General features: G+C 72.0%; 19 protein-coding genes. 12 read left to right on the plus strand and 7 right to left on the minus strand.

Annotated elements, in window-relative coordinates:
• Complete coding sequence (gene thiC / locus AB0F98_RS06395) at positions 1-1593, plus strand: phosphomethylpyrimidine synthase ThiC (protein WP_357729590.1); 1593 nt, start codon at positions 1-3, stop codon at positions 1591-1593.
• A gap of 94 nt (positions 1594-1687) precedes the next feature.
• Here thiC and AB0F98_RS06400 read toward each other — a convergent pair whose 3' ends face one another.
• From AB0F98_RS06400 to AB0F98_RS06415, 4 genes are all read right to left on the minus strand, one after another.
• The gene (locus tag AB0F98_RS06400; RefSeq protein WP_357729593.1) at positions 1688-4177 is read right to left on the minus strand and encodes a hypothetical protein; all 2490 of its coding nucleotides are present in this window, start codon (positions 4175-4177) and stop codon (positions 1688-1690) included.
• 77 nt (positions 4178-4254) lie between these two features.
• The gene (locus AB0F98_RS06405) at positions 4255-4554 is read right to left on the minus strand and encodes a cupin (protein WP_357729596.1); all 300 of its coding nucleotides are present in this window, start codon (positions 4552-4554) and stop codon (positions 4255-4257) included.
• Entirely contained in the window at positions 4551-5504 is a 954-nt protein-coding gene (locus AB0F98_RS06410; RefSeq protein ID WP_357730866.1) for an LLM class F420-dependent oxidoreductase, read from the minus strand. Before AB0F98_RS06410 ends, AB0F98_RS06405 begins: the two co-directional genes overlap by 4 nt.
• A 2-nt stretch (positions 5505-5506) precedes the next feature.
• A complete protein-coding gene (locus AB0F98_RS06415; protein WP_357729600.1) occupies positions 5507-6292 on the minus strand; it encodes an ABC transporter ATP-binding protein in 786 nt (261 codons plus the stop codon).
• 268 nt (positions 6293-6560) lie between these two features.
• Between AB0F98_RS06415 and AB0F98_RS06420 the strand changes: the two genes are divergently transcribed.
• Both AB0F98_RS06420 and AB0F98_RS06425 read left to right on the plus strand, forming a co-directional pair.
• On the plus strand, positions 6561-7592 hold the full coding sequence (locus AB0F98_RS06420) for an ABC transporter substrate-binding protein (RefSeq protein WP_357729603.1): 1032 nt from the start codon (positions 6561-6563) through the stop codon (positions 7590-7592).
• Between the two features lie 97 nt (positions 7593-7689).
• Positions 7690-8547, plus strand: coding sequence for an ABC transporter permease (locus AB0F98_RS06425; protein WP_357729606.1), 858 nt, complete (start codon positions 7690-7692; stop codon positions 8545-8547).
• Positions 8548-8662: 115 nt separating this feature from the next.
• Here AB0F98_RS06425 and AB0F98_RS06430 read toward each other — a convergent pair whose 3' ends face one another.
• Positions 8663-9844, minus strand: coding sequence for an ABC transporter substrate-binding protein (locus AB0F98_RS06430; protein ID WP_357729609.1), 1182 nt, complete (start codon positions 9842-9844; stop codon positions 8663-8665).
• Between the two features lie 446 nt (positions 9845-10290).
• On the opposite strand from AB0F98_RS06430, the gene AB0F98_RS06435 reads away from it, so the two are divergent.
• The 9 genes from AB0F98_RS06435 (at position 10291) to glmM (ending at position 18217) form a co-directional block, all read left to right on the plus strand.
• The gene (locus tag AB0F98_RS06435; protein WP_357729613.1) at positions 10291-13332 is read left to right on the plus strand and encodes a nitrate- and nitrite sensing domain-containing protein; all 3042 of its coding nucleotides are present in this window, start codon (positions 10291-10293) and stop codon (positions 13330-13332) included.
• Positions 13329-13736: a roadblock/LC7 domain-containing protein gene (locus AB0F98_RS06440; RefSeq protein ID WP_076466628.1), complete on the plus strand. Its 408-nt coding sequence runs from the start codon at positions 13329-13331 to the stop codon at positions 13734-13736. Before AB0F98_RS06435 ends, AB0F98_RS06440 begins: the two co-directional genes overlap by 4 nt.
• Positions 13737-13846: 110 nt before the next feature.
• Positions 13847-14209, plus strand: coding sequence for a DUF742 domain-containing protein (locus AB0F98_RS06445; protein WP_076466627.1), 363 nt, complete (start codon positions 13847-13849; stop codon positions 14207-14209).
• A complete protein-coding gene (locus AB0F98_RS06450) occupies positions 14190-14813 on the plus strand; it encodes an ATP/GTP-binding protein (protein ID WP_076466626.1) in 624 nt (207 codons plus the stop codon). The genes AB0F98_RS06445 and AB0F98_RS06450 overlap by 20 nt, the downstream gene beginning before the upstream one ends.
• Positions 14814-14984: 171 nt before the next feature.
• Positions 14985-15272, plus strand: coding sequence for a DUF6364 family protein (locus AB0F98_RS06455; RefSeq protein ID WP_357729619.1), 288 nt, complete (start codon positions 14985-14987; stop codon positions 15270-15272).
• Positions 15262-15555, plus strand: coding sequence for a hypothetical protein (locus AB0F98_RS06460; RefSeq protein ID WP_076466624.1), 294 nt, complete (start codon positions 15262-15264; stop codon positions 15553-15555). Before AB0F98_RS06455 ends, AB0F98_RS06460 begins: the two co-directional genes overlap by 11 nt.
• A gap of 258 nt (positions 15556-15813) precedes the next feature.
• The gene (rplM, locus tag AB0F98_RS06465; protein WP_018720634.1) at positions 15814-16257 is read left to right on the plus strand and encodes a 50S ribosomal protein L13; all 444 of its coding nucleotides are present in this window, start codon (positions 15814-15816) and stop codon (positions 16255-16257) included.
• Between the two features lie 20 nt (positions 16258-16277).
• Positions 16278-16742, plus strand: coding sequence for a 30S ribosomal protein S9 (rpsI, locus tag AB0F98_RS06470; RefSeq protein ID WP_076466623.1), 465 nt, complete (start codon positions 16278-16280; stop codon positions 16740-16742).
• A gap of 116 nt (positions 16743-16858) precedes the next feature.
• Entirely contained in the window at positions 16859-18217 is a 1359-nt protein-coding gene (glmM, locus tag AB0F98_RS06475; RefSeq protein ID WP_357729623.1) for a phosphoglucosamine mutase, read from the plus strand.
• 23 nt (positions 18218-18240) lie between these two features.
• Here the strand turns inward: glmM and AB0F98_RS06480 are convergent, their stop codons facing one another.
• Both AB0F98_RS06480 and AB0F98_RS06485 read right to left on the minus strand, forming a co-directional pair.
• Positions 18241-18987, minus strand: coding sequence for an ABC transporter ATP-binding protein (locus AB0F98_RS06480; RefSeq protein ID WP_357729626.1), 747 nt, complete (start codon positions 18985-18987; stop codon positions 18241-18243).
• 3 nt (positions 18988-18990) lie between these two features.
• Positions 18991-21825 (minus strand): FtsX-like permease family protein, encoded by a 2835-nt coding sequence (locus tag AB0F98_RS06485; RefSeq protein ID WP_357729629.1) that lies wholly within the window; start codon positions 21823-21825, stop codon positions 18991-18993.
• Positions 21826-21873: the final 48 nt, after the last annotated feature.

Below are 21873 nucleotides of genomic sequence, written 5' to 3' on the forward strand. Positions count from 1 at the left end.
ATGCAGGCACGACGCAAGGTGTACGTGGAGGGGGCCCGGCCCGAGATCCGGGTGCCGTTCGCCGAGGTGACGCTGACCGGCGACAATCCTCCGGTCCGTCTCTACGACACGTCCGGGCCGGGATCCGACCCCGAGGTGGGGCTCGCGCCGCTGCGCGGGCCGTGGATCGCCGAGCGGGGCGACGTCGCCCCGGTGCGGGGAGCCGGTACCCCGCTCGCCGGTGTGGACGGCCGCCGGCCGACGCAGCTCGCGTACGCCCGGGCGGGTGTGGTGACGCCGGAGATGGAGTTCGTGGCGATCCGGGAGGGTGTGGCACCGGAGTTCGTCCGGGACGAGATCGCAGCCGGCCGGGCGGTGCTGCCGCTCAACGTGAACCACCCGGAGTGCGAGCCGGCGATCATCGGCAAGGCGTTCCTGGTCAAGGTGAACGCGAACATCGGTACCTCGGCGGTGAGCTCGTCGGTCGCCGAGGAGGTGGAGAAGCTGACCTGGGCCACCCGGTGGGGTGCGGACACGGTGATGGACCTCTCCACCGGCAAGCGGATCCACGAGACCCGCGAGGCGATCGTGCGGAACTCGCCGGTGCCGATCGGCACGGTGCCGATCTACCAGGCGCTGGAGAAGGTCGGCGGCGACCCGGTGAAGCTGAGCTGGGAGGTGTTCCGGGAAACCGTCATCGAGCAGGCCGAGCAGGGCGTTGACTACATGACCGTGCACGCCGGGGTGTTGCTGCCGTACGTGCCGATGGCCGTCGACCGGGTGACCGGCATCGTGTCGCGCGGCGGGTCGATCATGGCGGCCTGGTGCCTCGCGCACCACGAGGAGAACTTCCTCTACACGAACTTCGAGGAGCTCTGCGAGATCCTCGCGCGCTACGACGTGACCTTCTCCCTCGGTGACGGTCTGCGCCCCGGCTCGATCGCCGACGCGAACGACGAGGCGCAGTTCGCCGAGCTGAAGACCCTCGGCGAGCTGACGAAGGTCGCGTGGCGGTACGACGTCCAGGTGATGATCGAGGGCCCGGGTCACGTACCCATGCACAAGATCAAGGAGAACGTGGACCTCCAGCAGGAGTGGTGCCACGAGGCGCCGTTCTACACGCTCGGGCCGCTGACCACCGACATCGCACCGGCGTACGACCACATCACCTCGGCCATCGGCGCCGCGATGATCGGCATGTTCGGTACCGCGATGCTCTGCTACGTCACCCCCAAGGAGCACCTGGGGCTGCCCGACCGGGACGACGTGAAGGCCGGCGTCATCGCGTACAAGATCGCGGCGCACGCGGCCGACCTGGCCAAGGGGCACCCCGGCGCCCAGGCGTGGGACGACGCGCTCTCCAAGGCGCGGTTCGAGTTCCGCTGGGAGGACCAGTTCAACCTGGCGCTGGACCCGGAGACCGCGCGGTCGTACCACGACGCGACGCTGCCGGCCGAGCCGGCGAAGACCGCGCACTTCTGCTCGATGTGCGGCCCGAAGTTCTGCTCCATGAAGATCACCCAGGACCTCAAGGAGTACGCCGCACGCGGCATGCAGGACAAGTCGGCGGAGTTCGTCTCCTCGGGCGGGCGGGTGTACCTGCCGCAGGCCTGAGCCGCCCGGGGCTGGCCCTCCGCGTCCCGGCCGTACGTCCCCCGGGTGGGGTCGTCGCCGTCCACAGCGACGACCCCATCCGGGGGTGGCGGGTTCAGCTCCGGTGGTGGCGGCCGGACGAGCGCAGCGAGCGGCGGCCGCTCTCCTGGTCGGGCTCGTTGTCGCGGAGCGGTCGGCTCAGGCCGTTCACCCAGTCGACGTACTCCTCTTCCTGCGCCGGCAACGGCTCCTCGGCCGTGCTCTCCGCGTCGACGCGGGGCCGGTTACGCCGGAACAGTCCGAGCCGCCCCCGGGCACGCCCGGCGGACTGCTCGGGAACGTCAGGTGCTGCGGCGGTGTGGTCGATGGTCGCCTCGGACGCCACGACGGCTTCGTCGGTGGCCGGCGCCGCGTCGGCCGACGCCGAATCCGGTGTGGTGCCGGGCGCGTCGGTCGACACCGGGCCGGCGCGCCGGGCGCCGGCCAGCGCCTCCCAGCTCGCTGCCCGGTTGAGGTCGGGCAGCGGAGCGCGGTGCCGCGCCCGGGGCATCGCGTCGGACGGCTGCGCCGGTACCGGCGGGCGGGCCGCCTCGGTGCCGTCCGAACGGGTGCGCCGCGGGACCGGCCAGGCCGCCTCGATCGGCCAGGCACCGGAACCGTCCTGCCGCTCCGGCTCCGGTTCGCCCGCCGGGGCGGTCGTCGGGCCGTCGTCCACGGCTACAGGGTCCGCTGCGTCCGGCCGCCGTGTGGGGCCGTCGTCGCCGTGCGGCCGGTCGACCGTGGCCGCCGCCTCCTCGTCACCGTGGGGTCGACCGACGCTGGATGCCGCCTCCTCGTCGCCCGACGACGAGGCGACCGGGTCGGCGGCGGGCGCCGACGGGTCGACGCCCGCCCCGTCGACGTCTGTCGTGGCCGGCTCGGGCAGGTCCGGGGCCGGGCCCGCATCCCGCGCCGCGGTGGCCCGCGATTCCGGGTCATCGCCCTGCGCGGTTGCCGCGTTCGGCGTCGTGACCGAGGCCGGCCGGGCCTTGCGGATACGTCGGGACTTCGGCGCTCGCGTCGACTCGCCGGATGCGGGAACGGCCGGTTCGCCGGCTGACGTCGGCCCGGCGGGTGCCGGTGTCGGTGCGGGTGCGGGGGTGGCCGGTTGACCGATGGGTTCGGTCGCCGCGCGTTCCGCCTCGGGCGGTCGGCCCACGGACTCCGGACCGGTCGAGGACCCCGCTTCATCTGCGGCCTCGATCACGGGCGTCGGCTCGTCCGTCGCCCGTTTCCGCTGCGTCACCCGAGCCGTGGCCACCGACTCGACGACGGACGCCGGCCGGGCCGAGGCAGCCGGCTCGGCCGGCATCGGCGCGTCGTCGTCGATGACCGCCTTCGCGGCCGGCTCCGCACCGGTACGCTGCCGCGTCACCCTCGCGGGACCGTCGGTCGAACCCGGACCGGCGGGACGGTCGGGTTCTGCGGCGGCGGCCACCACCGTCGGGACAGCCGCCGTGGCGGCACCGGGTTCGACGGCGAGGTCCTCGGTCGCGGCGGGTGCCTCACGGGGCTCGGCCGGCCGGCCGAGCGTCGATGCGACCGTCAGCGGTGTGGCGGCCGGACCCGCGGCCGGGACGGTGTGGGCGGGGCCGGCGGCCGAGGTGGCACCGGTCGACCGGGCGTTGCCGGTCACGTCGGCGAGCGTCGTCGGGCCGGCCGGCAGCGGGCGGGGAGCGGCGGCCGGCGACAGCGCGTGCGCGCCGGCGGTACGCGTGCTGACCGGCCAGCGCAGCAGGGCGGCGGCGGCCGCACCCAGAACACCGGCGGCGACCGCGATCAGCGCACCGTAGTAGGGCGTGGTCTGGTAGCGGTCGACCGCATCGCCCGGACCGGCTGTCAGGTAGGTGAAGGCCACCAGCACCGGCCCGGCCACCCCGGTCGCGCCACTCACGAGCGGGGCCTGGCCCCGCCAACGGGCCAGCGCGGCGGTCGCCGCTCCGGCGAGCAGGGCGAGGAGCGGAAGCAGGAACAGCGAAAGCCGCTGTGCCTCGTCCGCGCTCAGCCAGGTCGGCTCGAGGACACCGAGCCGGGCGGTGCGCAGCGGCCCGGCCGCGCCGAGCGACGGCAGCGTGGAGATGAGCGCGAGCAGCCAGACGCCGCCGGCGACCGCCGTGATGTTCCAGCCCAGTGGCGGTGTCAGCAGTACGGCGATCGCCGCACCGGCACCGACGACCGCGCCGAGGACGGCGCAGATGCCGACCGCGAAGACCGGGTCGACGGAGACGAGTTCCGCCGCCCGGGCGGGCTGCATGCACAGTGGTGCCACGACGAAGGCGCCCAGCGCGGCGGCGGTGCCGACGGCCAGGACGCGGCCGGTCGTGGCCGGTTCGGTGTCGCGGCGGGCGAGGCGCTCGGTCAGCACCGCGCCGGCCACGGCGGCGTTCGCGGCGAACCAGCCGACCCAGGTGAGCTGGGCCGGCCACTGGTTGACCGTCGAGCCGGTGAAGGAGCCGGTGAGCCGGACGATGCCGAGGCCGTACGCGAGGCCCAGCTGGCCCGCCCCGGCCAGCACGCTCACCCCGAGCGCCGTGAGCAGCAGTTTGCCCCAGGTCCGAATGGCCATATCGGGCACGTTACGCACCTGGTGCGCCGGATCGCTACCGGCACGCCGCGCAGCGTGACGGTGGTGCCCCGGCGCGTCTACTTGAGTTCGACCAGCCGAGCCAGATAAGTCGTATTCCCGACGTTGGTCAGCATGTGCACCGCGCCCGGGTCCCGGTAGACCACACCGCCGGTCGGCTCGTCCGCGTCGATCCGGGTGCCGTCGATCGTCTGCACCACGTTCTTCGCGCCCTGGACGGCCACCACCAGATACGGGTGGTCGTGCCGGTGCAGCGGCTGCGACTCACCCGGTTCGAGCCGGATGTGCCAGACCCGGACCCGGTCGTTCTCGTACACGACCTCCTGACCGACCGGGCCGAGCTCGATTCCGTCGCTCATCCGTCCACTCCGTTCAGCTGGGGGAGCACGTCACTCGCGATCAGCTCGAGGTGGTCGAGGTCGGCGAGGCCGATCAGTCGCAGGTGTACCCGGGTGGCCCCGATGGCGGCGAACTCGCCGATCCGGTCGACCAGCTGAGCGGGTGAGCCGATCAGCGCGTCCTCCGGCGGTAGCGCGCTCGCCACGTGCAGCGGCGCGGCGCGCCGTTCGGCCTCCGCCTCGGTGCGGCCGACCGCCACCACGATGCCGGCGGAGAGCACCAGCGGTGCCCGGCCCGACTCCGTCCGGCCGGCCCGGTCGCTGGCCTCGCGAACCCGGTCGTACGCCTGGGCGGTCTCCCCGACGGACTTGAACGGCATGTTGAACTCGTCGGCGTAGCGGGCGGCCAGCTCAGGCGTCCGCTTCGGGCCGCGACCGCCGAGGATGACCGGGGGCCCGGGCACCTGCACCGGTTTGGGCAGGGCCGGGGCGTCGACCAGGCGGTAGTGGTCGCCGGTGAAGCTGTACGAGTCGCCGACCGGGGTCCGCCAGAGCCCGGTGATCACCTCGAGCTGCTCCTCCAGCCGGTCGAAGCGCTCGCCGACGGGCGGGAACGGGATGCCGTACGAGAGGTGCTCCCGCTCGTACCAGCCGGCTCCGATGCCCAGTTCGACCCGGCCGCCGCTCATCTGGTCGACCTGGGCGACCATCACCGCGAGCGGCCCCGGCAACCGGAAGGTGGCCGAGGTGACCAGCGTGCCCAACCGGATCCGGCTGGTCTCCCGGGCGAGGGCGGCCAGGGTCAGCCAGGCGTCGGTCGGGCCGGGCAATCCCGGGTCGGCGCCCATGGACTGGTAGTGGTCGGCGCGGAAGTAGCCCTCGAACCCGCAGGCCTCGACGGTCTGGGCGAAGCGGAGCTGGTCGTCGTAGCTGGCGCCCCGGTGGGGCTCGGTGAAAACGGTCACCCGCATGGTCATCGTCCGCTCGCGTCGGCGGTCATCGAATGTTCCCGCTCCATCAACAGTTCGTGCAGGTCCGCGCTGACCCGGGCGACGTCGGCGAGGTGCGCGTTGCGGCCCAGGGTGCGCGGCCGGGGGATGTCCACGTCGACGACCTTGCGGATCCGGCCGGGGCGGGGACTCAGCACCACGACCCGGTCGGCGAGCAGCACCGCCTCGTCGATCGAGTGGGTGACGAAGACGATCGTCGAGGCGTTCTCCATGTGCACCCGCTGGAGTTCACCGGAGAGCTCCTCGCGGGTGAGCGCGTCCAGGGCGGAGAACGGCTCGTCCATGAGCATCACGCGGGGTTCGCCGATCAGCGACCGGCAGAGCGAGACCCGCTGCTGCATGCCGCCGGAGAGCTCGTGCGGCAAGCGCTTCTCGAAGCCGGCGAGCCCGGCCAGGTCGAGCAACTGTCGGGCCCGATCCCGGTACTTCGCCCGGCTCCAGCCGAAGATCTCGACCGGCAGCAGCACGTTGTCGAGCACCGTACGCCACGGCAGGAGAGCCGGCTTCTGGAACAGCATCGCGATGTCCTGCCGGGGCTTGCTGACCGGCGTGTCCGCGACGGTGATCTCACCGGCGCTGACCGGTAGCAGGCCGGCGATCAGCCGCAGCATGGTGGACTTGCCGCAGCCGGAGCGGCCGAGGATCGCCACGAACTCGCCCTCGGCCACTTCGAGGTCGATGCCGCGCAGCGCCTCGACCCGGCCGGAGCGGCCGTCGAAGGTGCGGGACACCCCGGACAGTCGGATCATCTCCCGCACGCCTCCCTGAGTGGACGGTCAGAAATCCGCCACAGGCTAGCTCGTCGTCGCGGCGCGTACACCGTCCGGGGTGGACACCAGTTTGTTTCCGTACCGCAACGCGGCACGCCTGGCGGCGCAAAGGTGGGGTTCTCGTACGCTGTGCCCGCGAAAGAGTCCCCTCTAGACGGTGATGCCGGCCTGCCCCCCGTTCGCCGGCGTCCCGAGACAACCCCTCCGGCGGCCGGCCGGCCCCGGTCGGAAAGGACATGGTGCACTGATGAGAAGGCTGACCCGTACGGTCGCCGCGGCCGCGCTGGCCACCACCCTCGCCCTGCTCGCCGGCTGCTCTGGCGGTTCGGACTCGTCCGACGACGCCAAGGGCGGCAGCGGTGGATCAAAGCAGAAAGTGACCTACCTCACCTCCTTTGGCAACTTCGGCCGTGACGCGTACGCCTGGGTCGCGAAGGAGAAGGGCTTCTTCTCCGAGGCCGGCTTCGACGTCGACATCAAGCCCGGTCAGGGCACCGGCGCGGTGATCCAGACCATCGTCAGCGGCAAGGCCGACTTCGGCCCGATCGACCTGACCGGTGGCCTGCTGCAGCTCGGCAACGGCCAGGCCAAGGACTTCGTCGCGGTGGCCGCGATCCAGCAGCGCACCATGGCCGCCATCGCCACGCTCGACGGCAAGGCCATCGCCTCTCCGAAGGACCTGGAGGGAAAGAAGCTCGCCGACACCCCCGGCTCCGTCGTCCGCAACCTCTTCCCGACGTACGCGAAGATGGCCGGCGTGGACCCGGCCAAGGTGCATTGGGTCAACGGTGACGCGCAGACCCTGATCCAGACGCTCGCGACCGGCCAGGTCGACGGCATCGGCCAGTTCGTCGTCGGTCAGCCCACGATCGAGGGCGTGGCGAAGAAGAAGGCCGTCCTGCTGCCGTACAGCAACGTGATGCAGGACCTCTACGGCAACGTGCTGATCACCTCGGCGAAGATCGCCAAGGAGAAGCCGGAGATGGTCAAGAAGTTCACCGCCGCGTTGATGAAGGGCCTGGAGTACAGCCTGGCCAACCCGCAGGAGGCGGCGAAGATCCTGCAGAAGAACGTGCCCGCCACCAACGTCGACTCGGCGGCCGCCGAGCTGCAGTTGATGGCCGGCTACGTGCGGTCGAGCAACTCCGGCACCGCGCTGGGCACGCTGGACAGCGGCCGGGTGGCCAAGAGCATCGCGATCCTTCAGGGCGCCGGCACCCTGAAGCAGAACATCACGCCCGAGCAGATCATCGACTTCAGCCTGACGCCGAAGGCCTGATCAGCGCAGCGGCCTGGGGTGCGTCTCGCCGGACTCCGGCGGGGCGCACCCCGACTCGCGTTCCGGCCCGGTGCCGGACGACCCGAAGGAGGAGACCATGACCGAGGTCCGGTCGGCCGAGCCGTTGACCGAACCCGAGACCGCGGAGACCGCACCGACTGCCGGTCGACGCGTGACGGCCGGGGTACGGGCCGCGGGGGCGGGGACGGCGCTGCTGCCCACGGTCGGTCTGCTGATCGCTCTCGCCGTTTGGTGGCTCGCCGCCCGGCTGGAGCTGGTCCACCCGGCGGCGTTGCCGCCTCCGGGGGACGTGCTGACCGCGTTCGTCGACAAGCCTGCCCAGATGTTGGAGTACACCGGCGACACCACGCTGGAGATCCTCATCGGGTTCGCGCTCTCCGTGGCGGCCGGCATCCTGCTCGGGCTGGCGCTCGCCTCGTCGCGGCTGGTGGAGCGGATGTTTACGCCGCTGCTGGTCGCGGTGAACGCCGTGCCCAAGATCACACTCGGGCCGCTGCTGGTGGTCGCCCTCGGTTGGGGGCAGAAGCCCATCCTCACGATGGTGTTCCTGCTCTGCTTCTTCCCGATCGTGCTCTCCACGGCGACGGGCCTGACCACCACGCCGGCCGACCTCGCCGAGCTGGTCCGCTCCTGGAACGCCTCGCGCTGGCAGGCGTTCCGCAAGGTGCGGTTCCCCGCCGCGTTGCCGCAGATCTTCGTCGGTCTCAAGGTCGGCATGCCGCTGGCCGCGATCGGCGCGGTGATCGGCGAGTTCCAGGCGGGCGAGGGTGGCCTGGGCTACGCCATCCAGCAGTACGCGGGCGTCGGGGACACCGCCACCGCGTGGGCGGCGATCATGCTGGTCGCGCTGGCCAGCATCCTGCTCTACAGCGCCCTCGTGGTGATCGAGCGCGTCGCCCTTCCCTGGGTCCGCGAGACCACGAGCAGCCGCTGACCGCTACGCCGACCGTTGACCACCTGGATCCGCACCACGGTGTGGTCCGCCGTCCCCGGCAGAGGGTCCGAGCCCGACCGTCCGGGCCGGGTACGGCGGACCACACCGCACCGCCTCAACCGGCGAGGCGCCACCGCCCGTTGCGCGCCACCAGCGTGGTGAGCGCCTGCGGCATGAGCCCCGAGTGGTTGTCCGGAGTCATCCGGATCGGGCCGGAGAGGCCGTCCAGCTGGGAGGTCTCCAGCACGTCCCGGATGCCGTCCCGGTTCACCTCGTCGGCCGGGCCGCCGGCGCGCGTCTGCGCGTCCACGATGAGCTGCACCGCGTCCGCCGCGAACGACGAGGCGCCGTTGTAGCCACCGAACTGGGCGGTGTAGTCCTGGAACCACTGGCGGCGAGAGGCCTTGGCCGGCGTCGTGGCGATCACGTCGTCGATCGCCATGGTCTGGGTGAAGATCATCGTGGCCCGCTCGGTGGCCTGGGCGGACTCGCCGAGGAAGAGGTCTCCGGCGGCGCCGGCGTCGAAGTAGAGCGAGCCGGTGAAGTGAGCCTGCTTCGACGCCGTGGCGGCGAGCGCGGCCTGCTCCGGCGGGGTCCAGATGACCAGCGCGTCGGGCTTGCGGGAGGCGAGCGACTGGACCTGCTGGCTCACATCGGTGTCGGTCACCTTGACCGATGCCTTGTGTGGCAACTTGATCGACGCCTTGTCCAGCTCGCGTTGCAGGGCGGCGAGCCCCTCGCGACCGTAGTCGTCCGCGCTGTACAGCATCGCGACCTTGCGGACGCCCTTGCGGCTCAGCTCACCGGCGAGGGCGGAGGCGCTGTCGGCGGCGTTCGGGCCGAGCTTGAACACGTACCGGCGGTCCGCCACGGGGTTGGCCACCGTGCTGGACGTGGCGAGGGCGATGGTGGGGATCTTCTTCTCGTTGATGGTCCGCACCGCGCCGATCGCGCATTCGTTGCAGCCGCCCATGATGATCGCGCTGACCTGGGAATCGTTGCTGAAGTCGCCAATGTTGCGCAGCGATTCGCTCGCGTCGGAGCGGTTGTCCTTCACCGTCAGTTTGATTTGCCGGCCGTTCAGGGCACCCGAAGAGTTCAGCTGATCGACCTTCAGTTTCAGGGCGCGCTGGTACGCCTTCCCGACGGGAGCGGCGGCGCCGGAGAGTTCGAGGTCGGCGGCGATCACGATCGGACTCGCCGTCGCGTTCTCCGTGCCGAACTGGCAACCCGTGAGTGTGCCGGCCAGTACGACGGATGCGAGAGCCGCAATGGTCGTGGAGCGGATGGGGCTCAAGTCGTCCTCCAGGTGCGGGCGCGGGGGCTGCCCGGTCGCCGCAGCTAGTCCGTCCTCAGTGGAGAGACGGGAAGAGTGTGCCGTACGGTGTGCACGAGGCCTGCAAAACCTTGCCAACGGCGAGCGCTGTGGTCAAGCGCGGGCATCGGCCGCCGTTTCGGGACGGCCATCCCACATCGTGGGGCCAAGCGACGTTTGGAAACGGTCACGTTCCATACACGTGTGACCACACTGGAGTTACATGCCCAGTTCACGGGCTTGCGGAATTGAAGGTATCAGTTGACCGGAACACGGGTTCCGCGCGGTGCGACCCATATCTGCCCGCCTGCGGCTTCCCAAACAGGAGCGTCTCTGATGAAATCGCGGCCGTGCCGCGCGTGCCGCCGCGCATCGCGCCCGGCACGGTTCGGGCTTTCAGGCGTGGAAAAAACGACGGAGGCGATGTCGTGAGCACCGGACCGACGACCCTGCCCGGAAACCGTGCGAAAGCTCGGCCGGCCCGTCGGCGAATGCCCCGACTGCGTGACGTCCGGATCCGGTCGAAGCTCGCGCTGATCCTGGTGGTGCCTGTCGCCGCGGTGGTCGCGCTGGCGGCCGTCCGGCTCGTCTCGGTCGGTCAGGGCGCGTACGAGGCCACCCAGGCTCGGGAACTGACCCAGCTCGGCGTCGACGTCTCCGCCCTCACCCAGGACCTGCACCTCGAACGGATGGCCGCGGCGGCGTACCTGGCCGCCCCGCAGCGGCAGGCGGACGCGTACAACCTGCGCGTACGCCAGACGCAGCAGCGGGTCGATGCGTACCGCGCGGAGCGCAAGCGGATCGGCGACGTGCCGGCGGCGGTACGGGACCGGCTGGTCGCCATCGACGCCCACCTGGACACGCTGGACAGCACCCGGCAGGAGGTCGTGGACCGCCGGCAGATGGCGGTCGCCGAGGCGATGCTCCGCTACGGCGTGATCCTCGACGACCTGGTCGCGTACGGGGACGGACTCGCCCAGCTTCCCGGCGGCGAGCGCATCTCCGACAGCCGCCGCGCCGTCGCCGCGTTCGCCCGCGCGAAGTCCTCGGTGGCCGAGGAGGAGGCCGTCGCCTTCTCGGCGCTCAGCGCCGGACAGCTCGACGAGGAGCAGTTCTCCTCGTTCGTGGCCACCCTGACCAGCCAGCAGGAGGCGCTGATCGCCTTCTCGCTGGCCGCCGACCCCGAGAAGCGGGCGCTGGTGAACAGCACCGTCTCCGGTGACGCGGTCGGCCTCGCCGACCGGGTGGCGGCCGACATCACCCGCTCGGTGGGCCAGCGTCCGCTGGTCACCGCGCAGGACGCCACCGCCGCCATCGGTGCGGTCAACGACCTGATGCGCTGGGCCGAGATGCAGTTGGAGCACTCGCTCGTCGCCCAGACCGAGCAGCTGCGTTCGGACGTCATCCAGCAGGCCGTGCTCGAGTCGGTGCTGGTCCTGCTGACCCTGGTCATCGCGATCACGCTCGCCGTGGTGCTGGCCCGGTCGCTCAACGGATCGCTGCGCAGGCTTCGCGAGGGCGCCCTCTCGGTGGCCAACCACGACCTGCCCGACGCCGTCGCGCGTCTGCAGAACATGGGCAGCGTCGGCGAGGGCGGTGTCGACGAGATCGTCCAGCAGGTCCGGGACCCCATCAACCTGTCGAACCGCGACGAGGTCGGGCAGGTGGCGTCCGCCTTCAACGTGGTGCACCGGGAAGCGGTGCGGGTCGCCGCCGAGCAGGCAGCGCTGCGTACCAGCGTCTCGGCCATGTTCCTCAACCTGGCCCGCCGCAGTCAGACCCTGGTCGACCGCATGATCGGCGAGTTGGACGCGATCGAGCGTGGCGAGGAGGACCCGAAGCGGTTGGCGCAGCTCTTCGAGCTGGACCACCTGGCCACCCGGATGCGCCGCAACGACGAGAACCTGCTGGTCCTGGCCGGCGCCGACTCGGCCGTGCCGCGTCGTGACGACGCGCTGCTGGTGGACGTGCTCCGCGCCGCCCAGTCCGAGGTCGAGCTCTACAACCGCATCGAGTTCGGCACGGTCGACACCGATATCTCGGTCGCCGCGCACGCCGTCAACGACGTCGTCCGCCTGGTCGCCGAGCTGCTCGACAACGCCACCCGGTTCTCGCCGCCGACCACCGTCGTGGTCGCCGACGGCCGCCGGATCCGCGACTACGTGCTGATCCAGATCGAGGACCGTGGACTCGGGCTGACCGACGAGCAGCTGGACTCGCTGAACCGCCGACTGGCCGCACCGCCGACCGTCGACGTCGCGGCGTTCCGGCTGATGGGTCTGGCGGTGGTGAGCCGCCTGGCCTCGCGGTACGGAATCCGCGTCGAGCTGCGTCGCAACGTCGAGGGCGGCACCGTCGCGCAGGTGACGCTGCCGAACTCCACCGTCGTGCTGCCCAGCCTGCGTGGTCGGGATCAGGCGCTCACCCCGCCGCGCCCGCGTCAGCCGATGGCGGTCGAACGGGCACCGCACACGCCGGTCGCGCTCGCCGAGCCGCCCGCGGCCCTCACCTCGGCGGCCACGCTGCCCGATCAGTGGCGCACCAGCACGCCCGCCCCGGCACCGTGGCAGTCGCCGGTGGACGCCAGGGAGAGCGCGCCGGTCGTCAACGCCGGTGGCCTGACCACGCCGTCGGCCCGGCCGTACACCGGGGGCGGTCTCGCCGCCGACAGCCCGACCGCCGCCCACCCGACGCTCGCGCCGTTGCCCCGACGTGCGCCGGGAGCCGAGGCCACCGACCTGCCCGCCCCGCAGGCACCGCTCGGGTCGTTCGCCGCGCCGGCGGCCCCGCCGGCGCCATCCGCCATGCCGCCCGCGGCCGCACCGGCCGCGCCGTCCCCGGCACCGATCGCGGCTGCCCCCGAGCCGACGGCGGAGGCCCCGATCTTCCGGGAGATGGAGGCGGTCTGGTTCCGGTCACACGGCAACGACACCACGGCCATCTTCACCCGTCCGAAGTTCGACGAGCCACCAGCCGCCGCGCTCGGCGCCCGGGCGTCGGCCGAGACGGCGTCCGCGACGACCAGCCCGACCGCGCCGCTGCCCACCCGTACCCCCGGCGTCAGCAACACGGCCGCGGCGTCGCAGCCGCCACCTCCCTCGTACACGCCGCCGCCGGCCGCGCCGACCGCGCCGGCCGCGTCCGCCGCGCCGACCGCACCGGCGGCGTCCGCCGCGCCGACCGCGTCCGCCGCGGACGCCTGGCGGACGGCGGCCGACGAGGGCTGGTCGCGCGCCAGCCGGGCGGCCGAGCCGACGGACGGCGGGACCACCCGTTCCGGGTTGCCCAAGCGGGTGCCGCAGGCACAACTCGTGCCGGGTGGCATCGAACCCTCCCGCGGCGGCCGGGAGCGCACCCGGCGCAGCCCGGACGACGTACGTGGACTGTTGTCGGCCTACCACCGCGGTGTGCAGCGCGGCCGGTCGGCCGGCACGGACCAGAACCACACTTCCGACAAGGAGACCCGATGAACAGGCCAGCGGCCATTCAGGACATGGGTTGGTTGCTCACCAACTTCGCCGACAGCGTGGCGGGTATCGCCCACGTGGTGGCAGTGTCCGCCGACGGGTTGCTGCTCGCCTCTTCCCGGGACCTGCCCGCGGACCGGGCGGACCAGCTCGCCGCGATCACCTCTGGCGTGGTGAGTCTGACCGAGGGCGCCGCCCGGATGTTCAGCGCCGGAGGCGTGCTGCAGACCGTCATCGAGATGGACAGCGGTTACCTGTTCCTGATGTCGATCAGCGACGGCTCGTCGATGGCCGTGCTGGCCGCCCGCAGCTGCGACGTGGGCCAGGTCGGCTACGAGATGGCTCTGCTGGTCGAGCGGGTCGGAGCCGCGCTGGTACCGCTGCCGCGTGACGCGGTGCGCTCGTAGCCGCAGGCGCGGTGCGTTCACAACCCTGGGGCGCGACGGCCGCGCGCACACGACGTGACAGGAAGGGACCGGGGCCGCCAGGCGCCGGTACGGAGAGGAGGTGATCGCGGATGGAACCCCGGCGTGACCCGCGCGGTGCGCTGGTGCGACCGTACGCGGTCACCCGCGGCCGTACGGAGCCTCGGCAGGAGATCGCCCTGGAGGCGGTCCTGATGGCCACGCCCACCCAGGCCGCCGAGTCCCGGTTCGCCGGCCACGACAAGCACCGCATCGCCACCGTCTGCGAGGGCCGGGCGCAGTCGATGGCGGAGATCGCCGCGTACACCCGGATGCCGCTCGGCGTCGCCCGGGTGCTCGTCGCCGACATGGTGGCCGAGGGCCTGCTGACGCTAAACACTGCTGCTCCCGCCGAGGGATTCGAGGAGCGGATGGAACTGCTTGGAAGGGTGCTAAGTGGACTTCGCAGGCTATGACCCCGCCGGGGGTCAGCAGAGCCGCGGGATCGTCTCCGCCAAGATCGTCATCGCGGGCGGGTTCGGGGTCGGCAAGACCACACTGGTCGGCTCGATCTCGGAGATCACCCCGCTGCGGACCGAGGCGGTGATGACCGCGGCCGGCGTCGGGATCGACGATCCGTCCAAGGTGCCGGGCAAGGAGACCACCACGGTCGCCATGGACTTCGGCCGGATCACCATGGCCCAGGATCTGATCCTGTACCTCTTCGGTACGCCGGGTCAGACCCGCTTCTGGTTCATGTGGGACGAGATCATCCGGGGTGCGGTGGGTGCCGCCGTGCTGGTCGACACCCGCCGGATCACCGACGCCTTCGCCCCGCTGGACTACTTCGAGAACCGCAACCTGCCGTACGTGGTCGCGCTCAACTGCTTCGACGGTGCGCCCCGGTACGAGCTGGAGGAGGTCCGCGAGGCGCTGGCGATCTCGCCCCAGGTGCCGCTGATCATGACGGATGCCCGGCGGCGTGACTCGGTGAAGCACGTGCTGGTCACCGTCACCGAGCACGCCATGCTGCGGCTCCAGGCCGAGCAGGGCCGGGGCTTCCCGACGCCGGTCGGGTGAGGCGGCGGGGTGCCTCCGACGTGCGACCGCCCGGCCCGACGCGGCAGCGTCGGGCCGGGCTCGGGCCGTCCGGCGGGCCCGCGCCGGCTCGCGTTTCGACCGGTCCGTTCCCGGGATCGCCACGCGGGTGGCGGTGCCCGGTTCGTCGACCCGTGCCAGTGGGGATGACTGATGGTCATACCGATGGGTAATCTCAGCGGCATGACCGCCAAGGTGACGCTGTCGTTCTCCGACGAGACGATCGAGGAGGCGCGCCGGTTCGCCAAGCGCGAGGGCATGTCGCTCTCCGCGTGGATCGACCAGGCCGCCCGGGAGAAGGCGTTGCGGGAGGTCTTCACCGAGCACGCCGCGGCCGTCGGCCGTGCCGGAATGGATCTCGAATCGGCCGCCCTCGCCGACGCACGTGAGGTGGGCATGGTCGACGACGTGCTTTTCCGCGGGCGACCGCGTGCTGCGTAGGGGAGAGGTCTGGCGCATCGAGGGCGCCCGGGAACGGCTCGGGCTGGTGATCAGCTCGGACGTCTACAACTCGACCGAGGTGCCCATCGTCATCGTGGCCGAGGTGGTCGAGCAGGCGCTGCTGCGCGACTCACCACTCGCCGTGTCCATGGGCGGCTACGTGGTGATGCCCGACCGCCTCTCCTCGCCCATGAAGAAGTGGTTCACCGAGTGCGTGGACGTCGCGGACATCGACACGATGCGCCGGGTCGGCCGGGCGCTCCGCATCCTGCAACAGCTCTGAGCCCACCCCGTCGGCTGCGGGTAAGCTGCTGTGCGAACCGGCCGCGGGTGTGTCCCCGGTCATGACTTCGGTCGGGCCGTGACTCGCGCAGGGCACGTCGACGGGACCCCGCTTTGACCAGCCCACCGGGCGCCGGGTATCGTTGCCTGCTGTTGTACGACATCCAGAGGCGTGCCGCATCAGGTACGCTTGGTCGTTCGTGCGCGCCTGGTGACCCGGCGCGCGGACCCCAGACCGACGACGAGACAAGGTAGACCTGTGCGTACGTACAGCCCGAAGCCGGGTGAGATCGAGCGTCAGTGGCACGTCATCGACGCTTCTGATGTCGTGCTGGGCCGCCTGGCCACCCACGCCGCCACGTTGCTGCGTGGCAAGCACAAGCCGACCTTCGCGCCGCACGTCGACACGGGCGACTTCGTCGTCATCGTGAACGCGGGCAAGGTTGCGCTGACCGGCAACAAGCGTCAGCAGAAGATCGCTTACCGCCACTCCGGTTACCCGGGTGGTCTGAAGCAGGTCGGCTACGACGAGCTGCTGACCAAGCGTCCGGAGCGGGCCATCGAGCTGGCTGTCAAGGGGATGCTGCCGCACAACAAGCTCGGCCGTAAGCTCATCAAGAAGCTGAAGGTCTACGCCGGTGCCGAGCACCCGCACGGCGCCCAGCAGCCGGTGCCGTTCGAGATCAAGCAGATCGCGCAGTGAGCGCGGGCGAAGGAATCAGCATGACCGACATCACCGCCACCGAGGTCGCCCCCGAGGCCACCGAGGCGCCGGCGCCCGTCGCCCGCGCGCCTCGTGGAGACCGCCCGATCCAGACCGTGGGCCGCCGCAAGGAGGCCATCGTCCGGGTCCGCATCGTGCCGGGCACCGGCAAGATCACCTGCAACGGCCGCGACCTCGAGGCCTACTTCCCGAGCAAGGTGCACCAGCAGCTGATCAAGGATCCGCTGGTGACCGCCGAGAAGCCGGAGGCGTTCGACGTCATCGCCAACCTGCGTGGTGGCGGCATCACCGGCCAGGCGGGTGCGCTCCGGCTGGCCATCGCCCGGGCGCTGATCGTCAACGAGCCGGACGACCGCCCGGCCCTGAAGAAGGCCGGCTTCCTGACCCGGGACGCCCGGGTCAAGGAGAGCAAGAAGTACGGCCTCAAGAAGGCCCGCAAGGCTCCTCAGTACTCGAAGCGCTGACCAGCAGTCGCGCGTTGTACGTCTGACGGACGGCCGGTCCGCCTCCTTTTCGACGGGAGGTGGGCCGGCCGTTTCGCTTCTTCTCTGTCGGCCGCGTCATCGGAGGTTTGGCGGGTATGGGTCGGTTGTTCGGTACGGACGGCGTCCGCGGACGGGCGAACGTGGATCTCACACCCGAGCTGGCGCTCGCGGTGGCCGTCGCCGCGGCACACACTCTCGCCGAGACCGATCGGAGTCATCCGCCGGTCGCAGTGGTGGGCCGGGACACCCGGGCCAGCGGCGAGATGCTGGAGGCCGCCGTCGTCGCGGGCCTGACCAGCGCCGGTGCCACGGTGATCCGCGTCGGTGTGCTGCCCACCCCGGCGGTGGCGTTCCTGACCGCCGAGGCCAAGGCCGACCTGGGCGTGATGCTCTCCGCGTCGCACAACCCGATGCCGGACAACGGGATCAAGCTGTTCGCGGCCGGGGGGCACAAGCTCCCCGACGAGATCGAGATGAAGATCGAGGCCGCGATCGAGGCGAACGCCACCTCGGCCTGGGACCGTCCGGTGGGTGCCGGCGTGGGGCGGGTGCACGACCTGCTCGATGGTGCCGACCACTACGTGCAGCACCTGGTCGGGACGGTGCCGCACCGGCTGGACGGGATCAAGGTCGTGGTCGACTGCGCGAACGGCGCAGCCGCCGAGGTCGCTCCGGTCGCCTACCGGGAGGCCGGCGCCGAGGTGATCGCCATCCACGCCGAGCCGAACGGGCTCAACATCAACGACGATTGCGGATCCAACCACCTCGACGCGTTGCGCGCCGCGGTGGTCGAGCACGGCGCGCACCTGGGCATCGCGCACGACGGCGACGCCGACCGTTGCGTGGCGGTGACCGCCGACGGCGACGAGGTCGACGGCGACCAGGTCATGGCGATTCTCGCGCTCGCCATGCGGGAGGCCGGGACGCTCACCGACGACACGCTCGTCGCGACCGTGATGAGCAACCTCGGGCTGCGGCTGGCGATGTCCGCCGAGGGCATCCGGCTGGTCGAGACCAAGGTCGGCGACCGGTACGTGCTGGAGGAGCTGCGCGCGTCCGGGCTGGCCCTCGGCGGTGAGCAGAGCGGGCACATCGTCATGCCCGCGTACGCGACCACCGGCGACGGCGTTCTGACGGGTCTGCACCTGATGTCGCGGATGGCGGCCACCGGGCGTTCGCTGGCCGAGCTGGCCGCCGTGGTGACCAAGCTCCCGCAGGTGCTGATCAACGTGCCGGTCGGCGACCGTACCGTCGGCGCCGCCGCGCCGGCCGTGCGTGCCGAGGTCGAGCGGGCCGAGAACGAGCTGGGCGGCACCGGGCGGGTGCTCCTGCGCCCCTCCGGCACCGAGCCGCTGGTCCGGGTGATGGTCGAGGCCGCCACCGAGACGGCCGCCCGCGCAGTCGCCGAGCGGATCGCCGACCAGGTCCGTACCGCCAGCCCGGTGGCCTCCTGACCGGTCCGGCACGGGCCGCCGGCTCAGAGTCTTAGCCGGGCGGCCCGGTCGAAGGTGTCCGCCGGGTCCTCACCCTCGGTGAGGTCGAGGTCCTCGACCACGCTGCCGTCGCCGAGCCGGACCAGCCGGTCGCAGCGGGCGGCGATGGCCCGCTCGTGGGTGGCGAGCACGATCGTCATGCCGTGCCGGTCGCGCAGGCCGAGCAGCAGGTCGAGGATCTGCGCCCCGGTGGTCGAGTCGAGGTTGCCGGTGGGTTCGTCGGCGAGGAGCAGGCCGGGACCGCCCATCAGCGCGCGGGCGATGGCGACGCGCTGCTGCTGGCCGCCGGAGAGCTGTGCCGGCAGGGCCCGTTCCCGTCCGGCCAGGCCGACGGCCTCGATCAGCTGCCGGGCCTGGGCCAGGTGGTCGGCGCGGCCGCGTCGGGGCAGCACGGGGGCGAGCACGTTGTCCAGCACGGTGAGCGCCGGCAGCAGGTGGTAGCGCTGGAAGACGAAGCCCACCCGCTGCCGGTAACGCGCCAGGCCCGCCCGCCGCAGACTGCTGATCTCCACCCCGTCGACGGCGATGGTCCCCTCGTCGGGCTGCTCGATTGCGCCGATCAGATGCAGCAGCGTCGACTTGCCCGACCCGCTCGGCCCGGTCAGCGCCACCACCGAACCCGCCGCGATCGTCAAGGACACGTCGTCGACCGCCGTGATCTGCTCGGCCCCGCTGCCGAACCGCCGGGTCAGGTGCTCCACCGCGACCGTGCTGCTGGTGGTCTCGCTCATCGTCTACTCCTCCGCCAGTAGGCGCGCCGTCCGCAGACGACGCAACAGGATGGTGGGCACCAGGGCGGCGACCGCCGTCACCAACACTCCGGCCATCGCGACGAGCGCCGCGGCCAGGACCAGCGCGGCGGGCAGGGCACCGATCATCCAGGCCGCCCCACCCAGCCCCACGGCCGCCCCGATCACCGCACCCGCGACACCCAGCGTGAGCCCCTCGTAGCCGACCAGCCGGGCGAGCGCGGCGTCGGTCCAACCGACCGCACGCAACGTGGCCAGTTCGCCGGCCCGGTCGCGGATGTTGAGGTAGAGCACGTCCGCCACCGCCGCCGCGCCGAGCAGCACCGTCGCGGCGGCCGCTGCCATGTCCGCGTCGCGCACACTCAGCGAGACCACATCGCCGAGCAGGCTGCCGACGATCGCACCGCGGAAGGCGTACGCGGCGGCGGCGACCAGCGTCAGCGCGGCTACGCCGATCGCCAGGGCGCCGGCCCCCAGGAGCGTGCGCCCCGGGGTGCGGATCAGGTTGACCACGGCGAGGCCGACCAGGGTGCGCGGTCGTCGTACCCAACGGGCGCCCGCCACCACCGGGCGCAGTGCGCCGGCCGGGTGGGCGCGCGCGGCCCGCAGCGCCGGCGCCACTCCCGCCGCCAGCGCGAGCAGCAGCGCCACGGGTACGGCCAACGCCGCCCGTCGCCAGTCCACGTCGATGCCGAGCGTGATACCGACCGGCACCGCGAGGGCCAGCGAGAGCAGGCCCGCCGCCAGCCCCAGCACGGCGACCTCGCCGAGGATCAGCGTCGCGATTCGGCGTACCGGCCAGCCGAGGCAGGCGAGCACCGCGAGTTCCGGCCTGCGGTCCCGGACGGCGGCGCTCACCGCGTTGCCGAGGAACAGCGCACAGACCACCAGTACGAGGACGAAGAGCACCACGCTCTTGCGGTCCACGGCCTGCGTGATGACCGACGCGACGCCGAGCGCCGACCAGTGCTCGGTCAGCCGCAGCGTGGGCCGCCCGAAGGAACCGGCGGGCAGCTCCACGGTCTGTGGCGCTGCCGAGGAGCCGAGGGTGATGTCGACGTCCAGTCCGGTACGGGCGGCGATCTGTTCGGCGACCAGCCTGACCCGCTCGGCGGAGCGCTCGCTGTAGCCGTCCACGTCGGCGACCCGTACGCGGATGGCGCTGATCGGCGTCTTGATCTGCGGCGCGCCGCCGCGCTCCAGGAGCTTCGGCACGCTGTCGAGAGTGGTGAGCAGCAGCGGAGGTGCGGACAGGTAACCGGCCGGATTGCCGCTCGGCTCCAGCGGCTGCCCGCCCAGCGCGGCCCGGCTCCGGTCGTCGGCACCCTCCGCCACCGGTGGCTCGTACGTCTCCAGCGGCACCTTGCCGAGGTCGCTGAACCCGGTCAGCCTGCCTGGGTCGAAGACACCGACGGCTCGCCAGGAGCGCCACGGCCGGTTGTAGCCCTCGACCAACGGCAGCGGCCGCACATCTCGGGATCCGACATCGTCCGCGAGCCAGGGACGGGGCCACGGGTTGAAGGCGCCCGTCCCGCCGTACACCTCGGGCGCGCCGGCCGGATGCGCGCGGGCCCGCAGGGTGCCGTCGGGCAACTGGTCGTACTGCACGTCGGCCGACTGCACGATCCGCTGCAACTGCCCGATGCAGCATCCGAACTGGGCGATCCCCTTGTCGATCAGGGCTCGGTATCCGGTGGTCACGTCGTACCGGCCGGTTCCGGCCGGCGTCCCGGTGACCCGGCCCAGCGTCTTCTCCAGGTCGGCTCCCGGCACGCCGGCCGCGCTGACCCCCGCGAGCCGGGTGAACCGGGCGGTGAGCACCTCGTCGATGAACGGACGGCTGGTCACGAGCACCGGGACCTCGTACCCGGGCACCTTGGGGTCGGGGGTCACCTTGACCGTGTCCCCGGGACGGAGGGCTCGTCCTGCCACCACCGTGTCGGCGAGGCCGATGAGCCGATGCTCGGCCGCCGGGTCCACCGCTGCGAGCAGGATCGGCACCGTCAGCTGGTACGCCAGGACGAGGCGGTCGGCCGTCGAGGGATCGGGATAGTTGTCCGAGTCGGTCACCAGCGCGGTCAGGCCTTCGAACCGGCCGTCCGGCAGCAGGCGGATGGCGTCCACCGACCAGTGGTCGCGCTCCGAGTAGGTGCCCACCGCACCCAACACGCCTTCTCCGGGGTTGCAGATGGCGACGGTGCGCCCGCCGGGCAGCACCTCCCGTGCGGCAGGGCCGCGACACTCCGGCGGTACGGGGTACGAGTGACCGTCGGAGTACCGCACCGAATAGGAGGTGGTCGGCGCATCCTGCCGCGGGTAGATCAGCGGGTGCTTGGTCACGTAGACGTACCGGGGCTTGCCGGGTGCGGAGGAGAGGCCGCGCTCGGCCGCGAAGGCCGGATCGACCCGGATCACCTGGCGGTCCAACGACCGGTCGACGGCGTCGGTGAGGTCCAGCGGCGTCAGCAGGGGCGTGGTCGCGTAGCCGAGCATCGCGATGGGCGCCGCGACGTCGACGCCGTCCACGGCCTTGACCTGCTCGTACTGCTGCAAGGTGATGCCACCGAAGAGGCCGGCGAGGTAGTTCGGGCGGACCAGCCCGCGCTCGGTCTCCAGAGGGCTGCGCGTCCCCTTCGGACGGACCAGGATGTCGTAGGCGGCCATGGTGTTGTGTTCGACGGTGCCCCGGACGTCCAGACGGGAGGTGGTGGTGGCGCCGGTCAGGACCACGAAGCCGGTGGTCGCCACCAGCACGCCGACCAGCAGCGCCACCGACCGTCCCGCACGGCCACGAGGCTGCCTCCAGATGAACCTGAGCATTCGCGCCTCCCCGTTGTGCTGCCCATCACTCTGCGCGTTACATTGTCA

The sequence above is a fragment of the Micromonospora sp. NPDC023737 genome, from assembly GCF_040639715.1.
Classification (GTDB): Bacteria; Actinomycetota; Actinomycetes; order Mycobacteriales; family Micromonosporaceae; genus Micromonospora.